Here is a 19,984-nt window from a genome sequence, read left to right on the forward strand (position 1 = left end):
TAATCATCTAGATTCCACTTCCCTTTATTTTGGACTGAATTGCTAAATTTTTATTTGGCTTCGCTGTAGGTTTCTGATATGTTGATGACTCATCCTTCTTGTTATGATCTTGGTTGTGATAATGATTGAGGTATTGGGGGTATTCTAATTTGATGGAGTTCAGTTTTCTATTGAAAAGGAGTTCTATACAGTGTTTTTCGGCATTGAATTGAAGGTTGACGCTGAAGTAGATATTATTTCGGGAAAGCATATTTTCGAAGAAAAGGACTTGAGGGTCTGGTGCTGGTTTTTTGCTAAGCTGTACGCCTTTGATTGCTGGGAATATTAAGCCACTCGGTGCGATCATTGGTCAGGCGGTCAAGGCTGATAAGGGATGGAATGACTTTTTTGGTTAAAGGATGGATAAGTCCACTACCCTGGCAAAATCCAAGAATTTTTGTGAATCTTCCCTGTTGGCATTGTGTCTAGATAACGCTGGAGTTCCTGAGCGGTTTCTTGAACTTCATATTCTCTGACTTTGAAGAATAAGAACTTCTAGAGATTTTTTAGCTACTGGTAGAAATCGGAATAGAACTGAGTGAAGGATTCTTCGTAAGGTTCTATGTTTATGGACTTGGGAGGTTTTATCGTTATGGTTTGTATGGGTTTGAGGGGTGCCGTTTTTGGTTAATGCCTTCCACCACTCCGATGCTCTGGCTGGAATGGTATTTCCTGTTTTCTCAAAATACATCAAACGTAGATATGAATCTCCTCCTCCGTTAGACTGACGTGCACAATACATTTGATGCCCCCAACAAATCTTCTGCAGAGACACTGGTATTGATAGTTTCAGGTTCATTATTTTCTCTACTACAAGCTGATAAGCTTAAAATGAGTATTAAAAAAGAAATTAATTTTAATATTTTCATAACGTTAGTTTTTTCTAATTTATATATTCTTACTGACATTTATCCCTTTAGTTAATATTGAATATCAACGACTAATAAAAGGTTTTCTAACGGAAGCCCCTCCCTTCGTCAGGCTCAGGACATGCTAATCTCGAATGCTAACCGCAATATTTAACATTGTAAGGCTGAGCTTATCGAAGTCCTTATTTGTAAAAGCGATATTATTTTTAATGTTTTCATAATCTTAAAGTTTAATGGTCAATTTTTACTGTGTTATATTTAGATGTCCCTATTGGCCGAAATAGGATAAGTTGAATATTGATCATTCGCTCCATCACTATGGTTTTAGTTTTTTGAGTGCAGCATCTATGTCAATAGGAGGACCTACAAAGGCGTTGTTTTTCATTAAAGCTGCCAAAACTTCCGGTTCAAAGTTTTCCCGAAGCATATCATCATTCATATATCCGATTTTTGAAAATACCTGATAAAATTTTTCCAAACTCGGCGAAATTGGTTGATGGATGATCAAAAGTTCACCGGGATTATTGTCATAAGGATTGGCATAGGTATGTGCCGTACCTCTTGGTACAAATACAGTATCGCCTTTTTTGCCCATAAAAATTTCTTCGTTAATCTGAAACAAAAATTCCCCGGAAATCACGTAAAAAATCTCGTCATCCTGATGATGGATATGCAAACCGGGACCACCTTTTTCCAGGTTAGATTTTGCTACATCCGCACCAATGTATAGTTGATTTTCCGTGTCTTTTGAAGAGATGATACAACGGCCGAAATTGGCTTCCGATGTTGTGTCTTTTCCGAAGTAACGGCTTTCATCAGCCCGTACAAATAGTGATTTTCCCTTTTTGTATCTGAATGTAAAATCTGCCCATTTAGCAAACGACAATATCGGAAGTGCAAGCAGAGAAGCTGTTAAAAAATTACGTCTTTTCATTTTTCTGTAGTTTGTAATTAATCAATTAAAACAGGCCGGGTTCTATCATATACCGTAATGGTTTTTGCTGTTTTGCCATCACTCGCTTTTATGACGAAGCTTTCTTCATAGCCGGCATTGGTAAGCTCAATATTTTCAATTTTCCAGGTGCCGTGGCGATTGGTCTTTAAAGAATAAGTACGGTTGAGTCTTTTTAACGGTCCTTCGCCTTTGGTAATTTTAGTTCCATTATTATTGTTGGTTTTGTAATAAGTACTAATGATGCTTAGCTTTACCACAGCGTTGGGTTCGGAACCTCCATATATTTTGTAAGTACCCCGGACTTTTTGATTGTTTTTGGGATATACAATCGTGACTTCTTTCTGTTTCTTGCTTTGGCTTTTGACTTCGTTACTTGTAAGGAGTAATAAAAAAGCGCCACATAAGATGATGATATTCTTCATAATCATTTTAATTTTTGTTTTATGAGATGAAAAGCTTTAACCCAATCATTGTCATCTATTTTATTGCTGGAAACATCATCCTGAAATTTTGTTTTGGTGATATAAAATTGACGCTCCACAACCTTAAAATACAACTGAAATGAGGGCAAATAGTAAATACGTGGAAGATTTATTTCTGTGGATGAAAATTTTCTTGGAATAATTTTATAGGTGTTGATTAATTTTCCTTTACGAAAATGCTTTAAGCCTTCTTTTGTAGATATTTCAATTTGGTCATCATATTCAAAACCCTTCAACTCTTTCGCTTCGTTTTTAGAAATATAAAACAATACATTTTCTATATTTTCTTGATTAGCATTTTTCGTAGGTCTTGGTACTATTCCAAAATCTCCAACGGTATAGCCTTCCGCTACAAATTTGTCTACTCTTCTTCCTATTCCAAATCGTGCGACCTGTTTACATTGGCTGTCATAAAAGATTCTACCATTGTAACAATCCATACAGCGTCTATCACTTTTTATAGAAAACTCATATACCTTTCTATTTCCGCTGAGCTCAATCATTCTTTCAAATTTTATCTTGCTGAGACTACCAACATTTTCTTTTTCAAGTTCTTTTAAACAATCTGTGAGTTCCTGCGTCTGATAAAAATTGGCAAACAGGCAGAATATCAAATTAATTATTCTAAGCTTTTTCATCAGATGGCTTTGGTTTTCATTCGGGAAACTTGGATGGTTTTAGAATGCACTGCTTCTCCTTTTTCATTTACAAGACTTGCCGTAATGGTATAATTGTTTGCCCAATAGGAATAGTCATTTGATTTTTTAATCAGTTTGATTTCGTCTGTAATCCACATTTTCATTAAAGAATTGTAACGTACATTGTAAGTTCCCCAAAGCGCATTGTCTACTGTAGTTGTATTTTTATCAATCTTCGGGATAGGGAAAATTGGACCTACATTCCCAATTTTTATCTCAGTTTTGGACTTGTAGCCCGAAAATCGAACTTCCACTCTCACCAACGCACCTTCTGGAGCTTCTCCACTAATGTAGAATCCGTCCTGACCAACATTTTTGTTATCAAATGGCGAAATGATTTTGAAATTGGATATAGCACCACCCTTGATAAGACCTTCATCTTTTTGGGGTTGTCCCGATGAGCTATTATCATTGTTATTCTTTGCCGGGATTTTCATCGGAATGGTTTTCAGAAATAATTTTGGCGAAGTTTTGTATTCGATATTTTTACTCTCGTAGCGGTATGATCCTAATTGTTGGGAAATAAAGGCAAATATTTTTGTATTGATAGCTTTCGGATCAAACAAAACCTGAATAGGCGGACTTTGCCAAATGCCTTTTTCATCCGCTTTGATACTGAACTCCTGTGGATTGTGTTCCTTTGTACTTATTCGCAAGGTTGGTTTACCTGATGGATTTGCAGGAAAATTATAAATAGGATCGACCCGAAGATTGATAAAGGTATTCGGGTCTGCCTTACCCATAATCACGAAAGGTCCATCGATTACCGAACCAGCCGTTGGAAAGGTAATTACAGGATTATTTTTGATTTCCTGAGTGTTGGTTTTTCGTTTTTTTCCTAATTGTGCTTGTGCTTCATTGCTCATCATAAGAAGAATGAACAATGAAAAAATTGTTTTGGATAGATTAAAAATATTTGTTTTCATAATGATGTGGTTAATGGTTAATTATTTAATCATACATTTTTTTAAGAATAAGCGATTGATTATAAGTCTTTTATCTGTTTTCTTAATCTTTTATAATCTTTCGGTTAATAGCCTTACCAGCTTTTGTGGTGGCTGATATAATGTAGGTTCCTTTTGGAAGTTTGGATACATCTATGGTTTTACCAAAAGTAGAAACCTGTTTCACCAGTCTTCCCGAGAGGTCTGTGATGCTGATATTGCCGGCTTCTTCCGAAAAGTGGAGGATGTCTTTAGCGGGATTAGGGTAAATCGCAATTTCTTTTTTATTAAGATCTGTTGTAGCCAAATTAACCGTGCAACCTGCATCATAAGAATCTCCGGAGATTGTCCAGCCTTTGTTGTTGATAAGGATATTTCTGTGAGTTTGCCCAGCAGATCCGTATGTTCTTCCTAAACTTCCGAGAGTTCTGCCTGTTGGTGTACTGGGGTTTTCGACCCAGCCTTTTAGGGTTTTGCTGTAATTTTCACAACCCATTCCAGAATTATTGAGCATACTTTGTAAATTAACATTACTATTCAAAGTCCAGCTCCCGATGTTTTGATTGAATGCAGTTGCGTCAATGAACATAATACCCATATCGGTAACCTTAGACGTGTCCCAACTCCCGATGTTTTGGTTAAATGCAGTTGCATCATAAAACATAGCACTCATAATGTTAACCTTAGACGTATCCCAATTCCCAATGTTTTGGTTGAATGCAGTTGCGCCTGCAAACATAGCGTACATATCGGTAACCTTAGACGTATCCCAGCTCCCGATGTTTTGGTTGAAGGCTTTTGCACCAGAAAACATACCATACATCATAGTAACCTTAGAGGTGTTCCAACTTCCGATGTTTTGGTTGAATGCAGTTGCGCCAGAAAACATCTGATACATTTTGGTAACCTTAGACGTGTCCCAATTCCCGATGTTTTGGTTGAATGCAGTTGCATTTAGAAATATTCCAGCCATATTCGTAACATTAGACGTGTTCCAGCTTCCGATGTTTTGGTTGAAGGCTGTTGTACCAGAAAACATCTGATACATATTGATAACATTAGATGTGTTCCAACTATCAGCGTTTGGGATTGTGGTTAGTGAGGTACAATCCTGAAACAAATAAACCATATTGGTTACGTTGGAAAAATTCGGAATATCAGTAGCCGTAATTTTCAGATTGGAACACTGGTAAAACATACCGCTTAAATTAGTATCCCAAGCCGTAGTTCCCCATTGTTGGAGTTCGGATAATTTTTTCCGTGTGTTTGAGGAGGAGTTGTCAAAATTGAATCTAAAAGTAGAACTTGGCGTTATCGTTACAATGTATTCTCCTACCGAGGGAAATGTAATGGTTGTATTGCCACTTGCCCCGCTTCCGCTTCCCGTGACCAAAGGATTGTCAGGTTTCACATAGTTGTAGGAGTAAGCACCTACTGTCGGGATTGTAATTTGGATAGAATTGTCACCATTGGCATTGGTATTCCATTTTGTGATGATTGGTGTTGCGTGCATCAGTGCTGTAAAGACAGCAAACAGGAGTAAGAAGATTTTTGTTTTCATAATGATATTTTTAATTACTAATTCATTATTTTTTTTTAGATGGCGTTTTCGGTGGAATGGGTTGAGGATTGAGAATGACTTTGTCCTTCGGATGTACGATGATTGGACCATTTTTAATATCCTTGGGTGTTTTCCACCTTTTGTAATCGTCTATGTCGATAGCAGCATTCCATATTGCAGATTTTCTGCCTTGGTAGAGTTGATAGATAAATAATGAATATTCTGTTTTCCCGGCAACCAGCTTTACATTGGGTTTATGGTAAGGCAAAGGTTCCACATAGAGGTTGTGAAGTTGCCAGTTTCCGTATGGGGCAAGACTCACTTTTATGATGCTTTTATTTACATATTGTTTGGGGTCACCTTCTCTGTAATAAGTTACTTGAAATTCACTCACAATTTCGGACTGCGGAGCCCATACACTATTGCGTATTTCCGAAAATGCTATTCCTTTAACATCGAATGGCATTGGAGTCGTCATTCTTCTTCCGGAAGGCTGGCCTACAACTTGTGGTGTTGTAAGGTCTTGTGCTTGCAATACTTGACTGATATTTATGATTAGAAGTAAACTGATTCGTAGTATGCTCCTAAAATGTACATTAAAAATATTGGTAATCATAATGATCTTTATTTTGAAATTATTGTTTTTGGAAAGTTCCAATTTGCTGAGCAAAAGGAAAAAGATCCCTGTAACCTTCTAATTTACCATCTACCAGAATCCATAGAGATCGTTTGTTTGCTTCAATTGAATATGCAGCGATGTTTTTAATAATTTTATATTCGTGATTAGGATCAATCGGATTAGGATATGATTCGGAATAATGAGTGCCAGAGAACCTTAAATTTACAGCATACTGGGTATTGGTTCCCGGAACTCTCCACGATCCAACATAGGTATTGCCATTGAGCTGGTTTGTATTGGAAATTTTCACTAATGCTAATTTGTAATTAAGTTGATCCGCATTATTGGATGATACAATCGTTTTATTTTGAATCTTAAATTCTCTGACAACGTAACCTGCACTATAAATTTTTACGATGCCATCTACAAAAGTGTAATTGTAATTATAACCTTCAATTGGTGCAAAGGTGTGGTACTCAATAGATTTCCCTTGAGCTTCCTTTTCAAAAGTTAGAATAAAAGTTGAAAATTGATTATCATCCTTTGCCAATGCTACAAGCACATAATCTGTAATATCAAATGGTTCTTCTACAGTTTCTGGTTCTTTGCCATTGTCGTCATTTCTGCAATACAACAATCCAATCAGAAGCAGTAATAGCGAAATTATTTTAAGTGTTTTCATAATGATATTTTTTAATTATTCGGATTGATTATTCTGTTAACAAATTCTATAATGAATTCGAATTCTTACCCAAACTTTATCAGTTTTTTTTGTAGATATTAAGACAATGATTAGAAGCATTATCAGAATGAGTGAAAGCCTGGAATTGCTTTTTTATTGTAATCTCTTAACTGCAAGTCCGTTTATTCCTTGGTTTCTCATTTTGCAGGTATCTTCAATCACAGAAAAACGCAAAGAATCTTGAGCGAAAAATGCGATTTTATATTTCCCTTCGTATTGCTCATTACAAAGTGAATCAGAAATAATCATTACATCTCCTTCAATCGTATATTTACCCGTGACAAATAATTTTCCGTCGGTAAATCCATCATAGTTATTATCTGCACCAAAATGCGCCTTCAAAACATACGGTTTTCCATTATGGCTTAGATGGGCATCCCAATCACCAATTATAGTAGTATCTGTTTTTGAATTACTACTCTGACAAGACATCAACAAACAAGTTGTAATAAGACTAAAAATTAAAGTTTTCATAATTGTAAAAATTTATTGGATATTTCTTATTTCGATAGTCCAAAGCTACATTCAGAAATAAAAAAAAGCATTTGCTCTTGTTGCAAATGCTTTTGATATTGTGCGTTTTAACGAATGATTACTGTATGTTTTGATTTTGTTTCATATTACTTTGAATTTGTTGCAAATGAAAAACCTTAATGCTCAAAATCCAGCATCTTCATCAAAAAGAGTCAAGTATTAAAACATCAAAAAGATATATGAAATTTTGAAAAGTCAGGGATTTGTGCTAAATGCTAGGGTATTTAAAAACTAATCTTTATTAACTGCACTTGGTGGATAGCCAAAATATTTTGCAAAACTGGTAGAAAAATTTGCAGGATTTCCGTAGCCCACCATAAAACCTACTTCCGCAATGGAGCCTGTCTTTTTTTCCAATAGTTCGTGTGCTTTTTGCATACGAATGGTGCGCAAAAGTTCCCCTGGACTTTGATTAATTAATGCTTTGAGTTTCCTGTGAAGTTGCGTTCGGCTAAGACCAACTTCGCTTCCCAAAGACTCTGCACTTAGTTGTACATCATCTATCCGATCATGAATAATGTCTTTTATTTTTGATAAGAATGATTGTTCTATTGATGGCAATTCGGAAATTTCGTTCAGCCAACCATTATTTTGAGAAAATTTTAATCTTAATTTTTGACGTGTCGTAATAAGATTTTCGATGATTGCTATCAATTCTGTTTTATCGAACGGTTTTGCAAGATATGCATCGGCACCAGATCTTATCCCATAGATTTTGCTGTCTTGATCGGTTTTTGCCGTGAGCATAACAATCGGAATGTGGCTTGTGCGCTCATCATTTTTGAGAGTATCGCAGAGTTCATATCCATTTTTCCTGGGCATCATAAGATCGGTGATCACCAAATCGGGTACCATATCTTGGGCTATTTGTATTCCTTCTGCGCCGTTACTGGCTGATAGAACTTGGTAGTTATTCTTTAATGTAATTTCTATAAATTCACGAAGTTGCTCATTGTCTTCAGCTATTAAAACAGTTTCTTTATTTTCGTTAAGTAATTCATCTTCAAATAATTCAAGGTTATTGTCATTGTTGTAAATTTCAGTTAGGGGTGATGTTACCGTCACACCTTTATTTTTATCCGCAGAGAGATAAGGTAATGAAACGGTGAAAGCTGAGCCTATATTTTCTTCGCTATTTACTTCAATACTTCCATTTAACAGTTCCACCAATTCCTTCACTAAAGCTAATCCAACACCTGCACCTTCTCTATCGCGAGAATCTGAAGCATCTACTTGGTAAAACCGATCAAAGATATAGGGCAACTTTTCTTTTTTAATGCCAATTCCTTTATCAATTACTTTAATTTCAAAATAATTTTCATTCAATTTTTGTAATATGACATCTACAGAACCATTTTTCTCACTAAATTTTATCGCATTTGAAACCAAATTCTGTACAATTTTTTCAAACTTGTCAAGATCCGTTTGTACCCAAAGTTCCTGTTGCCTAGTTTCAAATTTCAGTTCAAGATGATGGTGCTCCGCTAAGGAACCAAATTGCTTCACGTGCAATTCCAACCATTTCACGATGTCGATATTTTGATAATCCACCTTCATTTGCCCGCTTTCGAGACGGCTCAAATCCAAAAGTTGATTAATGAGTTGCAAAAGACGTTCGCTGTTTTTCAGGATATATTGGGCGTATTGCTTTGCTGTGGCTTTGTCGGGATTTTGCAACAATTCTTTCGCAGGATTAATAATCAGTGTCAGTGGTGTCTTGAATTCGTGCGTCAGGTTTATAAAAAATCTAGATTTGGCAGCATCCATCACTTTCAGTTTTTCTGCCTGATCCCGAACTTGCGCCGTTCTCTCCAAAACTGTTTTTTCCAGATGATCCGCCTGCTCGGAGATGAGTCTGATTTTTTCCAGTTCCTTCTCCAGATTTTCTTCGGATAGCTTTTTGTTTTCTACCAATTGAAAAGCGAGATTTCTGTTGGTATTTGCAATATCAATTGCCATATAAATCGAAAATAAAATGGGCATCAGCAGATTTCCCCAACCAAACAAAATCATCACTTGTTGTACCGTAAACCATCCGAACTGGTTAGAACCTGCTATAGTTCCCATTATTATAAATATGAACATTCCTACAAGAAGCAACCACAATTTTTTGTTTCCATTTTTGATGGCTTTTAATAAGAAAATTATTGCATCGGCAAAGAAAATAAGCACAAATATATTTTGATGCCATTTTTGAAACCACATTATTTTAAAATCGTACCACGATTCATACCAATTCAATAATAGATAAATTGCGACAGGAACCGAGGCCAAAAGCATAATAACAGTACGTTTCAGAGGTATTTTACCAAAAGCTGCATAATATAATAAGAGAAATCCAAACGTAAAATGTAGGGTCACAAATCCCATAAAGACTTTCATATAAAAGACTTGCCCAGTTGGACTCGTGGTCACAAAGGTCTGGTAACGAGCATATAATCCAATGGCGACGCAAGCAACAAAGAGAATGTAATAGAGATTAATTTTTAGTTTTGGATAAAAGATATAAATGAGCAAATGCAAAAGAATCAAGATACAAGCTGCAGCCACACTCATCAAGAGTTGATCCATCACGAATTTGTCTGCTTTTTGCTTCGCATTCATTGTTTGAAAATCCTGTAAACTCGCCTGAAAGCCGTAAAAATTAGGATAGGGCGCATCATAATTGGAATATCGAATCGCAATCAAATGTGAAAGAGTATCAGTAATTGCGAGCGGAATACTGAGGTAAGGTTGCCTACTTGCTACCATATTTTCTTTCGAATCACCAACTTTTCCTATGGTCACTATTTTTTTTCCGTCCAGATAGACTTCTGACGCGCCATCGTGGTTGATCGACATTGCCCAGGTATCGGTTAAATTTGCTTCTGATTTTTTAACCTTAATTCTAAACCAGCCAATTCCCGTCCAGCCTTTTGGCATTGGCGCTTTACTATATTTATCTTTCCCGAAATTGGTGTTGGAAATAATTTGCCACGACTCATCAGAAAATTTCGGACTCGCAAATTCTATTTTATCTCCGGGATGAAACCTCCAGTGGAAATTTTGTAACCAGACGGGTTTTTCAATTTGTTGGTCTGTAAGGATAACAGTCTGAGATTGGGCGAACACAAAGACTTGTACTAAAAAAAATAGTACAATAAATATGCTTTTACAAGTCCGAAATTTCACCATTCGATTTTAATCAACAACTTGGTTAACATAGCTAAAATACTTTAATTTATTTTAAGAATGTTTAAATTTCATAAAAAATATTTTTGTAACAATATATTTTAATGTAACAGATCATATTTTTATAAAAATACTAACTCTGTAACTTTTATTCAATAAATCTAGATAAGCTATAAACTAAAAGATATTTTATTTTTTAGTTTGGTACATCAATATACAGTTTTCTACAGTAAATTATATCGCTAGTGAGTCACATCATTACTATAGCTTAAAGTAGCAGATAAAGAATTATATTTGACTAATAATTTCAATAAACTTAGTGGACTATGATTCTCAGTTATATTCAAAGTTTTAAAATATTTTCAGACAAAGAAATTGAAGATTTTGCCCAACTGATTGAGACCCGAAAACTGTTGAAAAATGAATATTTTGTACAGGAAAATGACAGCTGTAAAGAAATCGCCTTTGTTCAGAACGGAATATTCCGCACCTTTTATACAACTGCGGACGGCAAAGATATAACCTACTGTTTTAGGTTTCCCAATGAGTTTGTGGCCTCATATTCTTCTTTTATTTCAGGAAAACCCAGTAAAGAAACCATACAGGCAATTGCAGATGCAGACATTTTTGTACTCAATAAAGATAAAGTGGAAGCTCTTTTCCACGAAAACCCAAGATGGATTCTTTTTCTGAAAATAATTGCGGAACAAGAATATATGGAACTGGAAGAACGATATTTTCAGCTTCAGAGAAATAATGCCTCACAAAGATATGAGAAGCTTCTGAAGAATCAGCCTAATTTCGTTCAACAGATTCCGCTTCAGTATCTGGCTACATATCTGGGAATTACACAACGGCATTTAAGCCGTCTCAGAAAAGACATTTCTTTTTAGACATTTGTCCTATGTCCGGAATTGGCGTTCCTGTAGTTTTGTAAAAAAAACAATATGGGTTCAAATATTTTAATTGTCGGAGGAAAAGGAATAGTTGGAAAAACGATACACAGGATTCTGCGCTCCAGAAATCAAGAATATAACATATATATCGGCAGCCGGAAAGAAGGGGCTACGGAATACGATGTAATGATTGATGTCAATAAGCCTGAAACTTTCAAGACTGTCGTAAACAGAAATATTGATCTTATCATTCTTGCAGTCAATGATCAAAATGATCATATTCTCAGGTTTGCTATTGATAACAGTATTGACTACATTGACATTACAAAACCAACACCTGACCTTGTAAAAGCTCTGGCTGTAGCAGAAACTACTCAAAATATCAACAGCAGAATCGTTTTCAGTTCAGGATGGATGGGAGGACTCGTCAGCGGACTTATGAATACTCTATCTCATAATCCCGAAAATATCCGGGAAGTAAAATTGTATGTATATTACTCTGTAAAGGATCTGGCAGGAGAAAGTTCCGCTCATTTTATGGCTGAGAATGTAGCCAGACCATTTATCAACTATCATAGTAATCGGCAGATATCTGTAAGACATTTTCTGAATTCTGAAGATTTTAAGTTTTCTTTCGGAATCGGAAAGCGACAGGCCTATAATTTTGATGTTCCAGATCTATATATTTTAAATCAGATTGAAAAAATACCTACAGTCAATGTTAAAATGACCTATGATTCAAAACTCATCACCTGGCTTTTGGGAACATTCCAAAAATTAAGAATTTTCGATATTTTATCATTAAAGGCACGTCGGGTCATTTTTGGTTCGAGTGGAAACGGTGACCAGTCTGTATTTGAAATTGTAATCAAAGATGATCAGGGAGAAAAAAAATTAAGTCTTCAAAGCAAAAAAGGACAGGCAGAACTCACAGCACTCGCTGCTGTTTTGCACGCTGAAATGCTACTGCACGGTGATTTTAAAAACAAAATATATTTTGCCCATCAACTTCACAATCCGGAAAAACTTTATCAGTCATTGGCTGAATATGAAGGGATAACTATTGAAACAAAAATATGAAAAATATACTGATTATCAACGGCCATACCAACCGGGAATCTTTCAATTTCGCCATTATGAATGACTATAGAGAAGGTGCTGAAAAAGCCGGCGCAAAGGTTGAACAGATTATTATTGCAGATCTTCAGTTTGATCCGAATTTAAAATATGGCTATCAGAAAAGAACGGATCTTGAACCTGACCTACTTGAAGCCTGGGAAAAAATTCTTTGGGCAGACCACCTCGTGTGGGTGCATCCTGTTTGGTGGGGCAGTTTTCCGGCTGTAATGAAAGGATTTATAGACAGACTTTTTCTTCCCGGACTGGCTTTCAAATACCGGGAGAATTCTGTTTGGTGGGATAAGTTGCTTATTGGAAAAACAGCACATATTATAACAACAATGGATCAACCGGGATGGTATTACCGAATATTTTTTGGTCGTCCGAGTATTAACCAGCTCAAGAAATCAATATTAGAATTTTGCGGCGTGAAGCCTGTAAAAGTGACCATTATCGGAATTATTAAAACTTCAGACGAAACACAACGCAAAAAGTGGCTGGATAAAGTGAGAATATCCGGAATGAAACTGAAATAAATTGAATTAGTCTATGTATTTACAGTCAGGTTTTCCTTATAACAATGTATTGAACTTGGAACTATTTTTGAGAAAAAGCCATCTTAGCAATATTATCACCATCCAGATTTTCTACTTTATAAATTATCCGTGTTATTAAAAAAATAACTGGTGCGAAACATTTCTATCTTTCTTTCTGTAATCTCGCCTCATCCTGAGCTTATCAATGAAAATTTGGATGATGAGATTAAATTCACATTCATCACAATCTAGTCTTATTATTAGTTTTTCCAATCTTTCGGTAATGAGGTTCGTATATTTAATTTAAAATCATTCTTAATGAAACATTGTATAATTTTGATCTGTGAAAAAATGGGTTTCAATATTGATGCTTTTTACGTATTTGGTTTCAACAACTGAACTCAATCAGTTTTTAAAGCTTCCTATACTTATAGAACATTACAATGAACACCACAAATTAAATCCGGAAATGTCACTGTTGGCATTTTTCAAAATGCATTATGATCATCCTGCAAAAGATGCAGATTATAAAACGGACAGGCAATTACCATTTGTGGTTCATTCTACATTGTCACTTGTCTTTACCCTAAATTCGAATTTCGTTTTTGAGTTTGGCAACTTAACTTTTATGTGTTTCAATGCTAGCCATATTGCTGCTTTCGATGAGAATTTCTACATAAAAGGTCATTTACATTCTATCTGGCAGCCACCAAGACTCACGTAATTTTATTTCTACATTAAATATTTTATCTGGATGTTTTAAAGAACATTCAGGCTTGATTGATTCTGAAATTTAATTTTACAATACATAATGAAAACAATATTTACAGCCATAATGTTGGCTTTATTCTCTGTCCTTTCTAATGCACAGACACGTTTTGAACAAGCAAAGAAAACAGCTTCAGAAAACAGCGAACTTATTCTACTCAATTTTTCCGGATCAGACTGGTGCATTCCGTGCATTAAACTTCATAAAAACATTATCGAAACGGAAACTTTCAAGCAATTATTGGCCGACCATATTTTAGAATATGTCAATGCAGATTTCCCAAGAAGTAAGAAAAATCAACCTTCCGCAGAAATCAAAAAAGAGAATGAACTTTTGGCAGATCAATACAATCCAAAAGGTATTTTCCCTTATACAATACTATTAAATTCTGAAGGTAAATTGCTAAAAACCTGGGAAGGACTGCCATCGGAAGACGCAATTGCTTTCAGTAATAAGATCCGAAGTTTTTATCAGAAAAAATAAATAATGTTGAAAGAGTTTCGCAAATCCCAAAAACTGATGGGGAATATCTTCGAGATCACTGTTGTGGATGACAGTGAAGCAATTGCTTTTGAACATATCGAAGCCGCAATTTCAGAAATCCAGCGGATTGAGAAATTGCTCACGACTTACAGCGATGATAGCCAGACTAATTTGATTAATACAAATGCAGGAATACAACCAATAAAAGTTGATTCAGAAGTTTTTCAGTTAATCGAAAGAAGTCTTAGGATCAGCGATATTACAGATGGTTATTTTGACATTTCTTATGGTGGAATCGATAAAACATTCTGGAATTTTGACAGAGAAATGAAGCATCTTCCCAACCCAGAATTGGTAAAAGAACATCTGAAACTCGTTAATTACAAAAATATCCTTTTAAATCCTGGAAACCAATCAGTTTTTTTGAAAGAGAAAGGAATGAGAATTGGTTTTGGTGGTATCGGGAAAGGATACGCTGCCGAAATGGCAAAAAAAATTCTTCAGCAAAGAGGTATCGTTTCGGGTGTGGTAAACGCTTCCGGCGATCTCACAACTTGGGGATCACAAGCCGACGGAAAACCTTGGACCATCGGAATCGCGGATCCGGACAATGCTGCTCTTCCTTTCTCTTATATGAACATTACCAATACTTCTGTTGCAACTTCCGGTAATTACGAAAAATTTGTAATGATAGAAGATAAGAAGTATTCGCATACCATCAATCCAAAAACAGGAATGCCGGTTTCGGGAATCAAAAGCGTTACGATAATTTGTCCGAACGCCGAGATTGCCGATGCGATGGCAACGCCAGTTACTATTATGGGAATTGATGCCGCAATCGGTCTCGTCAACCAGATCAACCATTTGGAATGTATCATTATCGATGATGACAACAACATTCATTCATCAAAAAACATCAATTTCAAATAATGTCCTGGATAATCTTTGACATAAAACAAGTTAAAAAATCCCAATGAAAAATAATATATTAAAAATAATGATGGGCATATCTGTCTTTTTTACACTTTCATCACTACATTCCTGCTCAACGGTAAAAGAATATGAAAAAAGCAAACTCAACGATGCCGAAATGGTTCTGGGCAACCGAACGATTGAAAAAACAGAACTCAGTTTCCAGTCTTATCGCGAAGGCTCTTCAGGCGCTAATGCAGGTAAAGTTGGCGGTGGCTGCGGATGCAATTAGAATAATAATTACTAAATCTTAAAATGAATTAAAATGAAAAAAGTAATTATAAGCATCATTGCTCTGTTTGGATTCTTCAATGCTAAAGCACAGGAAAATACCAATACAGAATCATCGAGAAAACTAAGTTTGGATGAGATTAATCTAGTATCGAGTTATTATAAACAGGACGGAAATAATTCTGCAGTAACAGGCGGTATAGGATCAGAAAAACTCACCGATATTTCTAATTCCATAGATGTGGTCTTGGTAAATTATGACAAAAAATTAAGAAAGAACAAATATACTTTGGATGTTGGTATAGACCATTACACGTCTGCATCATCGGATATGATAGACCTCAAGGCTAATTCTTCCGCTTCTCATGCAGACACACGAATTTATCCTTCCTTAGGATGGAGCCGTGAGAATGAAACCAAAGGCAGCACAATTATGGCTGGTGTTTCATATTCCGGGGAGTTTGATTATCAATCGATTGGAGCGAATATAGGATTCTCCCAGAAAACGCCCAACAAGATGGGGGAATTCACTGCCAAATTTCAAGCCTTTCTGGATCAGGTAAAATTGATTGCTCCAATAGAATTGAGAACTGCAGGTGGCGAAAATACTGGAACCAGTGGTAGAAACACCTATGCGCTTTCTTTATCCTATTCTCAGATCATCAATAAGAATTTTCAATTGGAATTAATGACAGATGCCGTTCAGCAGACGGGTTATTTGAGTTTGCCATTCCACAGGGTTTATTTTACAGATGGGTCTGTACATCAGGAAGCTTTGCCGGATAAGCGATTCAAACTTCCTCTAGGATTGAGAGCCAATTATTTCTTTGGAGATAAGGTAATCGTAAGAGCCTATTATCGTTACTATACTGATGATTGGGGATTAAGATCTAATACGATCAGCTTAGAAGCGCCTGTGAAAATCTCACCTTTTGTATCGGTAAGTCCATTTTACAGATATTATTCTCAAACGGGTGCGAAATATTTTTCACCTTATCAGCAGCATACGGCTTTTGATGATTTTTATACGAGCAATTATGACCTTTCGAAATTCAACAGCAACTTTTACGGTGCAGGAATCCGTATCAATCCTAAGAATGGATTATTTGGTGTAGAAAGGCTCAATATGCTGGAAATAAGATACGGACATTATACCAAATCGATAGGAATGAAGTCGGATATTATTTCCTTAAATTTAAGGTTTAAATAACCATCCATAAAAATAATAACAATCATTATTTTAACCTGTTCAAATATTTGTTTTGGACAGGTTAAATCTTATTCAGCCGAACTGCAAAAAAAGAGGTAGAGAATTACCGTTGATAAAGTATATCATCCAAGCTACCAAAAACTCATTATTCCGACTTTATTCATAGGTTTTGGTGTGATCAGTGTAAATTCTGATGTAAGGGTTTGGACATTTTCGATGTGCTGAGCATAAATATAGGATGCAAATAAGAGCAACAGTATGCCTAAAATTGGGACAGTCTTATATTGTTTCATTAGTTTTGTTTATATAAATGATTGGTTTCTTTCTCTTTTCTAACCATTTTTTTAGAATCTTTTTCAACTCATCAAAAGCAAAGCTTAAATCGCTCATTGGCATGAAAGGATTAAAATGGGCACAAACCAGCCAGTAGACAGGAATGTTCAGCGGAAATAAATTTCATTAAAATACAAAAAGCAGAAAAACCTTTGAGATTCCAAAGGTTTTTCTGCTTTTTGTACAACTATGTAGCTTGTATGGGTATTACAATACAGGGAATCAAATCACATTATATATTAGATACAATATTTTACTTCAACAAATCTCCCATTCCAAAGGCGGTTAACGCTTTCTCATATTGCACTTGAACGGCATCATTTGCAGCTTGGAGGTATTGCCCTGTGAAAGGGTCAACATTGGTTCTTATCGGGCGCTGACCTTTGGGTAAGCTGATTAAATTTACCACAGCGTCTGCAACATCTTGCGGATTAGGATTTAAGGTTTCGAATGCCTTACCAATAGCAGCCCCCATTTTATTAGGATAATCTGCTATCGCTTGATAAGCATCGTTAACCGAAGCATCGGAACCAGGGTTGAATTTTTGTGACATCTCTGTCGGGAAAGCACCCGGCTGCAGGATGGCAACGTCAATACCCAAAGGTCTTACTTCGTAATGCAAACCTTCACTGATGCCTTCCAAACCAAATTTTGAAGCACTGTACATTGTGGCAAAAGGAAATGAAACTGTACCAAATCCGCTGGTGATATTGATGATGAGACCTTCGGATTGTTTACGCATAAATGGCAACACCAATTTCATCAATCGCCAAGGTGCGATGACATTGATATCAAATATTTCCTGCACATCGGCGGTGGTAAAACTTTCGGCCACACCGTTTCTGCTAAAACCCGCATTGTTTACCAAAACATCTATTGTTCCTTCTTTTGCGATAATGGTATCTATGGCGTTCTGCACACTATTTTCGTCCGTAAGTGCAACATCCAGAACCGTGATGTTTTCTATCTCTGAAAGAGCTTTTGCTTTATCTGAATTTTTACCATTTGTATCTCTCATTGTTGCGTAAACCTGGTGTCCCAAGGCTGCAACGCTTTTTGCGGTAAGCCATCCAAATCCGCTATTTGTTCCTGTAATTAATACTATTTTTTTGCTCATTATATTTTGTTTTTAAATTAATGATACAAATTTCCGAACTTCAAAAATGAAATCATTTACCATTTGGTAAAAAGAGATTTTTAGCGGATGTTTTTTCTGATTCTACTCAACGATTGTTGGGTAACGCCCAAGTACGAAGCGACCAGTGAAAGCGGAACACGATTGATCAGCATTGGATATTTTTCGAGGAATGACAGGTAACGGGTAGTTCCGTCTTCTGAGACTAACGGACTTCTTCTGTCCATCGCTTCCGTTAAACATTTGTGTGTTATTTTAGCAGCAATCTTATCCCAATCCAGAATTGTATTTAAAATTTCGTCCCAATCTTTTTTAGAAAACACAAGCATTTTACAATCGGTCACAGCTTGGATGTAATCAGTTGCTGCTGCCTGTGCATCAAATTTTTGCTGGTCTGAAACAAAACTGTTTTCGCTAATAAAATAATAAGTGATTTCTTCGCCCTTATTATTGTAATAGCAAAAACGAAAAACGCCTTCCAAAACAAAACCAATGTATTTGGGAATTTTTCCTGCTTCGGAAAAATAATCATCTTTTTTCAGTTCCAATTCCGTTGCCTTGCTTTTGATAAAGTCGATTTGCTGTTGGTTCAAATTGCCAAAATGCAGTATATATTCAATTAATTTTTCCATTGTTGTAAAGTTAGGAAGCGATTTTAATTAAAGAATTACCATTTGGTAAAAAGTGATGTAGGCTGGGTTTATAACAACATCCTGGAAGGTTTTTAGTTAGCAAAGATTAAATGATGTTTTCTAATTGAAACTAGACCTAAACTCAAGCGGGCTTTGACTGGTTTTGGCTTTAAATAAGCGACTGAAAGATTGAGAATATTCAAACCCTAATTCATAAGCTATTTCTGAAATCGATAAATCAGAAGTAGATAATTTTTCTTTTGCTTTTTCAATAATCTTGTTTTGAATATGTTGCTGTGCATTTTGCCCTGTTAAAGAACGTAACATATCACTCAAATAGCTTGGCGAAAGACGGAGGCTTTCGGAAAGATACTGAACTGTCGGAATACCTTTGATGGATAGATTTTCATCTTTAAACAGTTCTTCCAAAATTTTCTCCATTTTTTGTAACAGGTCGTTATTTACTTGTTTTCGAGTGATGAATTGTCTCTTGTAAAATCGATTGCTGTAATTGAGCAAAGTTTCTATTTGTGAGATCATTACATCTTGACTAAAATCATCGATTCTGCTTTGCAATTCTTCATCAATATTTTTGAAAATAGAAATAATGGTGTCTTTTTCTTTATCTGAAAGATGCAAGGCTTCATCCGCAGAATAAGAGAAAAAGCCATATTGCTTTATCTTATTTGCTAAAGGATAAGTCAATAAAAAGTCGGGATGAATCAGTAAAGTATAACCAGATTGGTCGCCGTTGTTGTCGCTATTTGCAGTAACCTGATTGGGCGATACAAAAAACAATCCGCCTTCATCAAAGTCATAATAATGTTGCCCGTATTTTAACTGTCCTGTAAGATTTGATTTATAAGAGATCTTATAAAATGCTGAAGTTCGCAGGTCTGCGATGTTGCTGTAATCTATCTTTTTATTGGTATTGTCGAAAAAACTAATCAACGGGTGCAAGGGTTTAGGTAACCCAAGCATCCGATGCAATTCTGTAAGTGAATTGTAATGGTAAGGAATATTTTTGTCCTTTTTCATCTCATAAATTTAGTGA

Annotated in this window: 22 protein-coding genes; 8 read left to right on the forward strand and 14 right to left on the reverse strand. The window is 35.7% G+C overall.

What is annotated here, in order from left to right:
• Positions 1–7 precede the first annotated feature (7 nt).
• From BUR19_RS07605 to BUR19_RS07655, 11 genes are all read right to left on the reverse strand, one after another.
• Positions 8–346 carry a hypothetical protein gene (locus tag BUR19_RS07605; protein WP_074234454.1) on the reverse strand — a complete coding sequence of 113 codons (339 nt, stop codon included), beginning with the start codon at positions 344–346 and terminating at the stop codon, positions 8–10.
• Between the two features lie 156 nt (positions 347–502).
• On the reverse strand, positions 503–781 hold the full coding sequence (locus BUR19_RS07610; RefSeq protein ID WP_139297282.1) for a hypothetical protein: 279 nt from the start codon (positions 779–781) through the stop codon (positions 503–505).
• Between the two features lie 443 nt (positions 782–1,224).
• Entirely contained in the window at positions 1,225–1,842 is a 618-nt protein-coding gene (locus BUR19_RS07615) for a cupin domain-containing protein (RefSeq protein ID WP_074234458.1), read from the reverse strand.
• 17 nt (positions 1,843–1,859) lie between these two features.
• Positions 1,860–2,285: a hypothetical protein gene (locus tag BUR19_RS07620; RefSeq protein ID WP_139297283.1), complete on the reverse strand. Its 426-nt coding sequence runs from the start codon at positions 2,283–2,285 to the stop codon at positions 1,860–1,862.
• Positions 2,286–2,287: 2 nt separating this feature from the next.
• Entirely contained in the window at positions 2,288–2,983 is a 696-nt protein-coding gene (locus BUR19_RS07625) for a hypothetical protein (protein WP_074234461.1), read from the reverse strand.
• Entirely contained in the window at positions 2,983–3,969 is a 987-nt protein-coding gene (locus tag BUR19_RS07630) for a hypothetical protein (protein ID WP_139297284.1), read from the reverse strand. Before BUR19_RS07630 ends, BUR19_RS07625 begins: the two co-directional genes overlap by 1 nt.
• A gap of 82 nt (positions 3,970–4,051) precedes the next feature.
• Positions 4,052–5,548, reverse strand: a complete 1,497-nt coding sequence (locus BUR19_RS07635; protein ID WP_175565883.1) for a BspA family leucine-rich repeat surface protein — start codon at positions 5,546–5,548, stop codon at positions 4,052–4,054.
• A gap of 25 nt (positions 5,549–5,573) precedes the next feature.
• Positions 5,574–6,164 (reverse strand): hypothetical protein, encoded by a 591-nt coding sequence (locus tag BUR19_RS07640; protein ID WP_139297285.1) that lies wholly within the window; start codon positions 6,162–6,164, stop codon positions 5,574–5,576.
• A gap of 19 nt (positions 6,165–6,183) precedes the next feature.
• A complete protein-coding gene (locus BUR19_RS07645) occupies positions 6,184–6,849 on the reverse strand; it encodes a hypothetical protein (protein ID WP_074234469.1) in 666 nt (221 codons plus the stop codon).
• A 153-nt stretch (positions 6,850–7,002) separates the two neighbouring features.
• Complete coding sequence (locus tag BUR19_RS07650) at positions 7,003–7,341, reverse strand: hypothetical protein (RefSeq protein WP_074234471.1); 339 nt, start codon at positions 7,339–7,341, stop codon at positions 7,003–7,005.
• A 333-nt stretch (positions 7,342–7,674) separates the two neighbouring features.
• Positions 7,675–10,554 carry a hybrid sensor histidine kinase/response regulator transcription factor gene (locus BUR19_RS07655; RefSeq protein WP_074234473.1) on the reverse strand — a complete coding sequence of 960 codons (2,880 nt, stop codon included), beginning with the start codon at positions 10,552–10,554 and terminating at the stop codon, positions 7,675–7,677.
• Between the two features lie 386 nt (positions 10,555–10,940).
• Here BUR19_RS07655 and BUR19_RS07660 point away from each other — a divergent pair, with 386 nt between their 5' ends.
• The 8 genes from BUR19_RS07660 to BUR19_RS07695 all read left to right on the forward strand — a co-directional run bounded on the left by BUR19_RS07660 (position 10,941) and on the right by BUR19_RS07695 (position 16,830).
• The gene (locus tag BUR19_RS07660) at positions 10,941–11,507 is read left to right on the forward strand and encodes a Crp/Fnr family transcriptional regulator (RefSeq protein ID WP_074234475.1); all 567 of its coding nucleotides are present in this window, start codon (positions 10,941–10,943) and stop codon (positions 11,505–11,507) included.
• 54 nt (positions 11,508–11,561) lie between these two features.
• The gene (locus tag BUR19_RS07665; RefSeq protein ID WP_074234477.1) at positions 11,562–12,590 is read left to right on the forward strand and encodes a saccharopine dehydrogenase family protein; all 1,029 of its coding nucleotides are present in this window, start codon (positions 11,562–11,564) and stop codon (positions 12,588–12,590) included.
• Positions 12,587–13,165 (forward strand): NAD(P)H-dependent oxidoreductase, encoded by a 579-nt coding sequence (locus BUR19_RS07670; protein WP_074234480.1) that lies wholly within the window; start codon positions 12,587–12,589, stop codon positions 13,163–13,165. The genes BUR19_RS07665 and BUR19_RS07670 overlap by 4 nt, the downstream gene beginning before the upstream one ends.
• A 367-nt stretch (positions 13,166–13,532) precedes the next feature.
• Positions 13,533–13,889 carry a hypothetical protein gene (locus tag BUR19_RS07675; RefSeq protein WP_245799037.1) on the forward strand — a complete coding sequence of 119 codons (357 nt, stop codon included), beginning with the start codon at positions 13,533–13,535 and terminating at the stop codon, positions 13,887–13,889.
• Positions 13,890–13,976: 87 nt separating this feature from the next.
• Positions 13,977–14,417, forward strand: coding sequence for a thioredoxin family protein (locus BUR19_RS07680; protein WP_074234484.1), 441 nt, complete (start codon positions 13,977–13,979; stop codon positions 14,415–14,417).
• A gap of 3 nt (positions 14,418–14,420) precedes the next feature.
• Positions 14,421–15,347: an FAD:protein FMN transferase gene (locus BUR19_RS07685; RefSeq protein ID WP_074234486.1), complete on the forward strand. Its 927-nt coding sequence runs from the start codon at positions 14,421–14,423 to the stop codon at positions 15,345–15,347.
• A 67-nt stretch (positions 15,348–15,414) separates the two neighbouring features.
• Positions 15,415–15,621, forward strand: coding sequence for a DUF4266 domain-containing protein (locus BUR19_RS07690; RefSeq protein WP_245799038.1), 207 nt, complete (start codon positions 15,415–15,417; stop codon positions 15,619–15,621).
• Positions 15,622–15,654: 33 nt separating this feature from the next.
• Complete coding sequence (locus BUR19_RS07695; protein ID WP_074234490.1) at positions 15,655–16,830, forward strand: DUF3570 domain-containing protein; 1,176 nt, start codon at positions 15,655–15,657, stop codon at positions 16,828–16,830.
• A 586-nt stretch (positions 16,831–17,416) separates the two neighbouring features.
• Here BUR19_RS07695 and BUR19_RS07700 read toward each other — a convergent pair.
• The 3 genes from BUR19_RS07700 to BUR19_RS07710 form a co-directional block, all read right to left on the reverse strand.
• The gene (locus tag BUR19_RS07700) at positions 17,417–18,280 is read right to left on the reverse strand and encodes an SDR family oxidoreductase (RefSeq protein WP_074234492.1); all 864 of its coding nucleotides are present in this window, start codon (positions 18,278–18,280) and stop codon (positions 17,417–17,419) included.
• Positions 18,281–18,360: 80 nt separating this feature from the next.
• Positions 18,361–18,930 (reverse strand): Crp/Fnr family transcriptional regulator, encoded by a 570-nt coding sequence (locus tag BUR19_RS07705; RefSeq protein ID WP_074234494.1) that lies wholly within the window; start codon positions 18,928–18,930, stop codon positions 18,361–18,363.
• Positions 18,931–19,050: 120 nt separating this feature from the next.
• Positions 19,051–19,968, reverse strand: a complete 918-nt coding sequence (locus BUR19_RS07710; protein ID WP_074234496.1) for a helix-turn-helix domain-containing protein — start codon at positions 19,966–19,968, stop codon at positions 19,051–19,053.
• Positions 19,969–19,984: the final 16 nt, after the last annotated feature.

Source organism: Epilithonimonas zeae, from assembly GCF_900141765.1.
GTDB classification, from domain to species: Bacteria; Bacteroidota; Bacteroidia; order Flavobacteriales; family Weeksellaceae; genus Epilithonimonas; species Epilithonimonas zeae.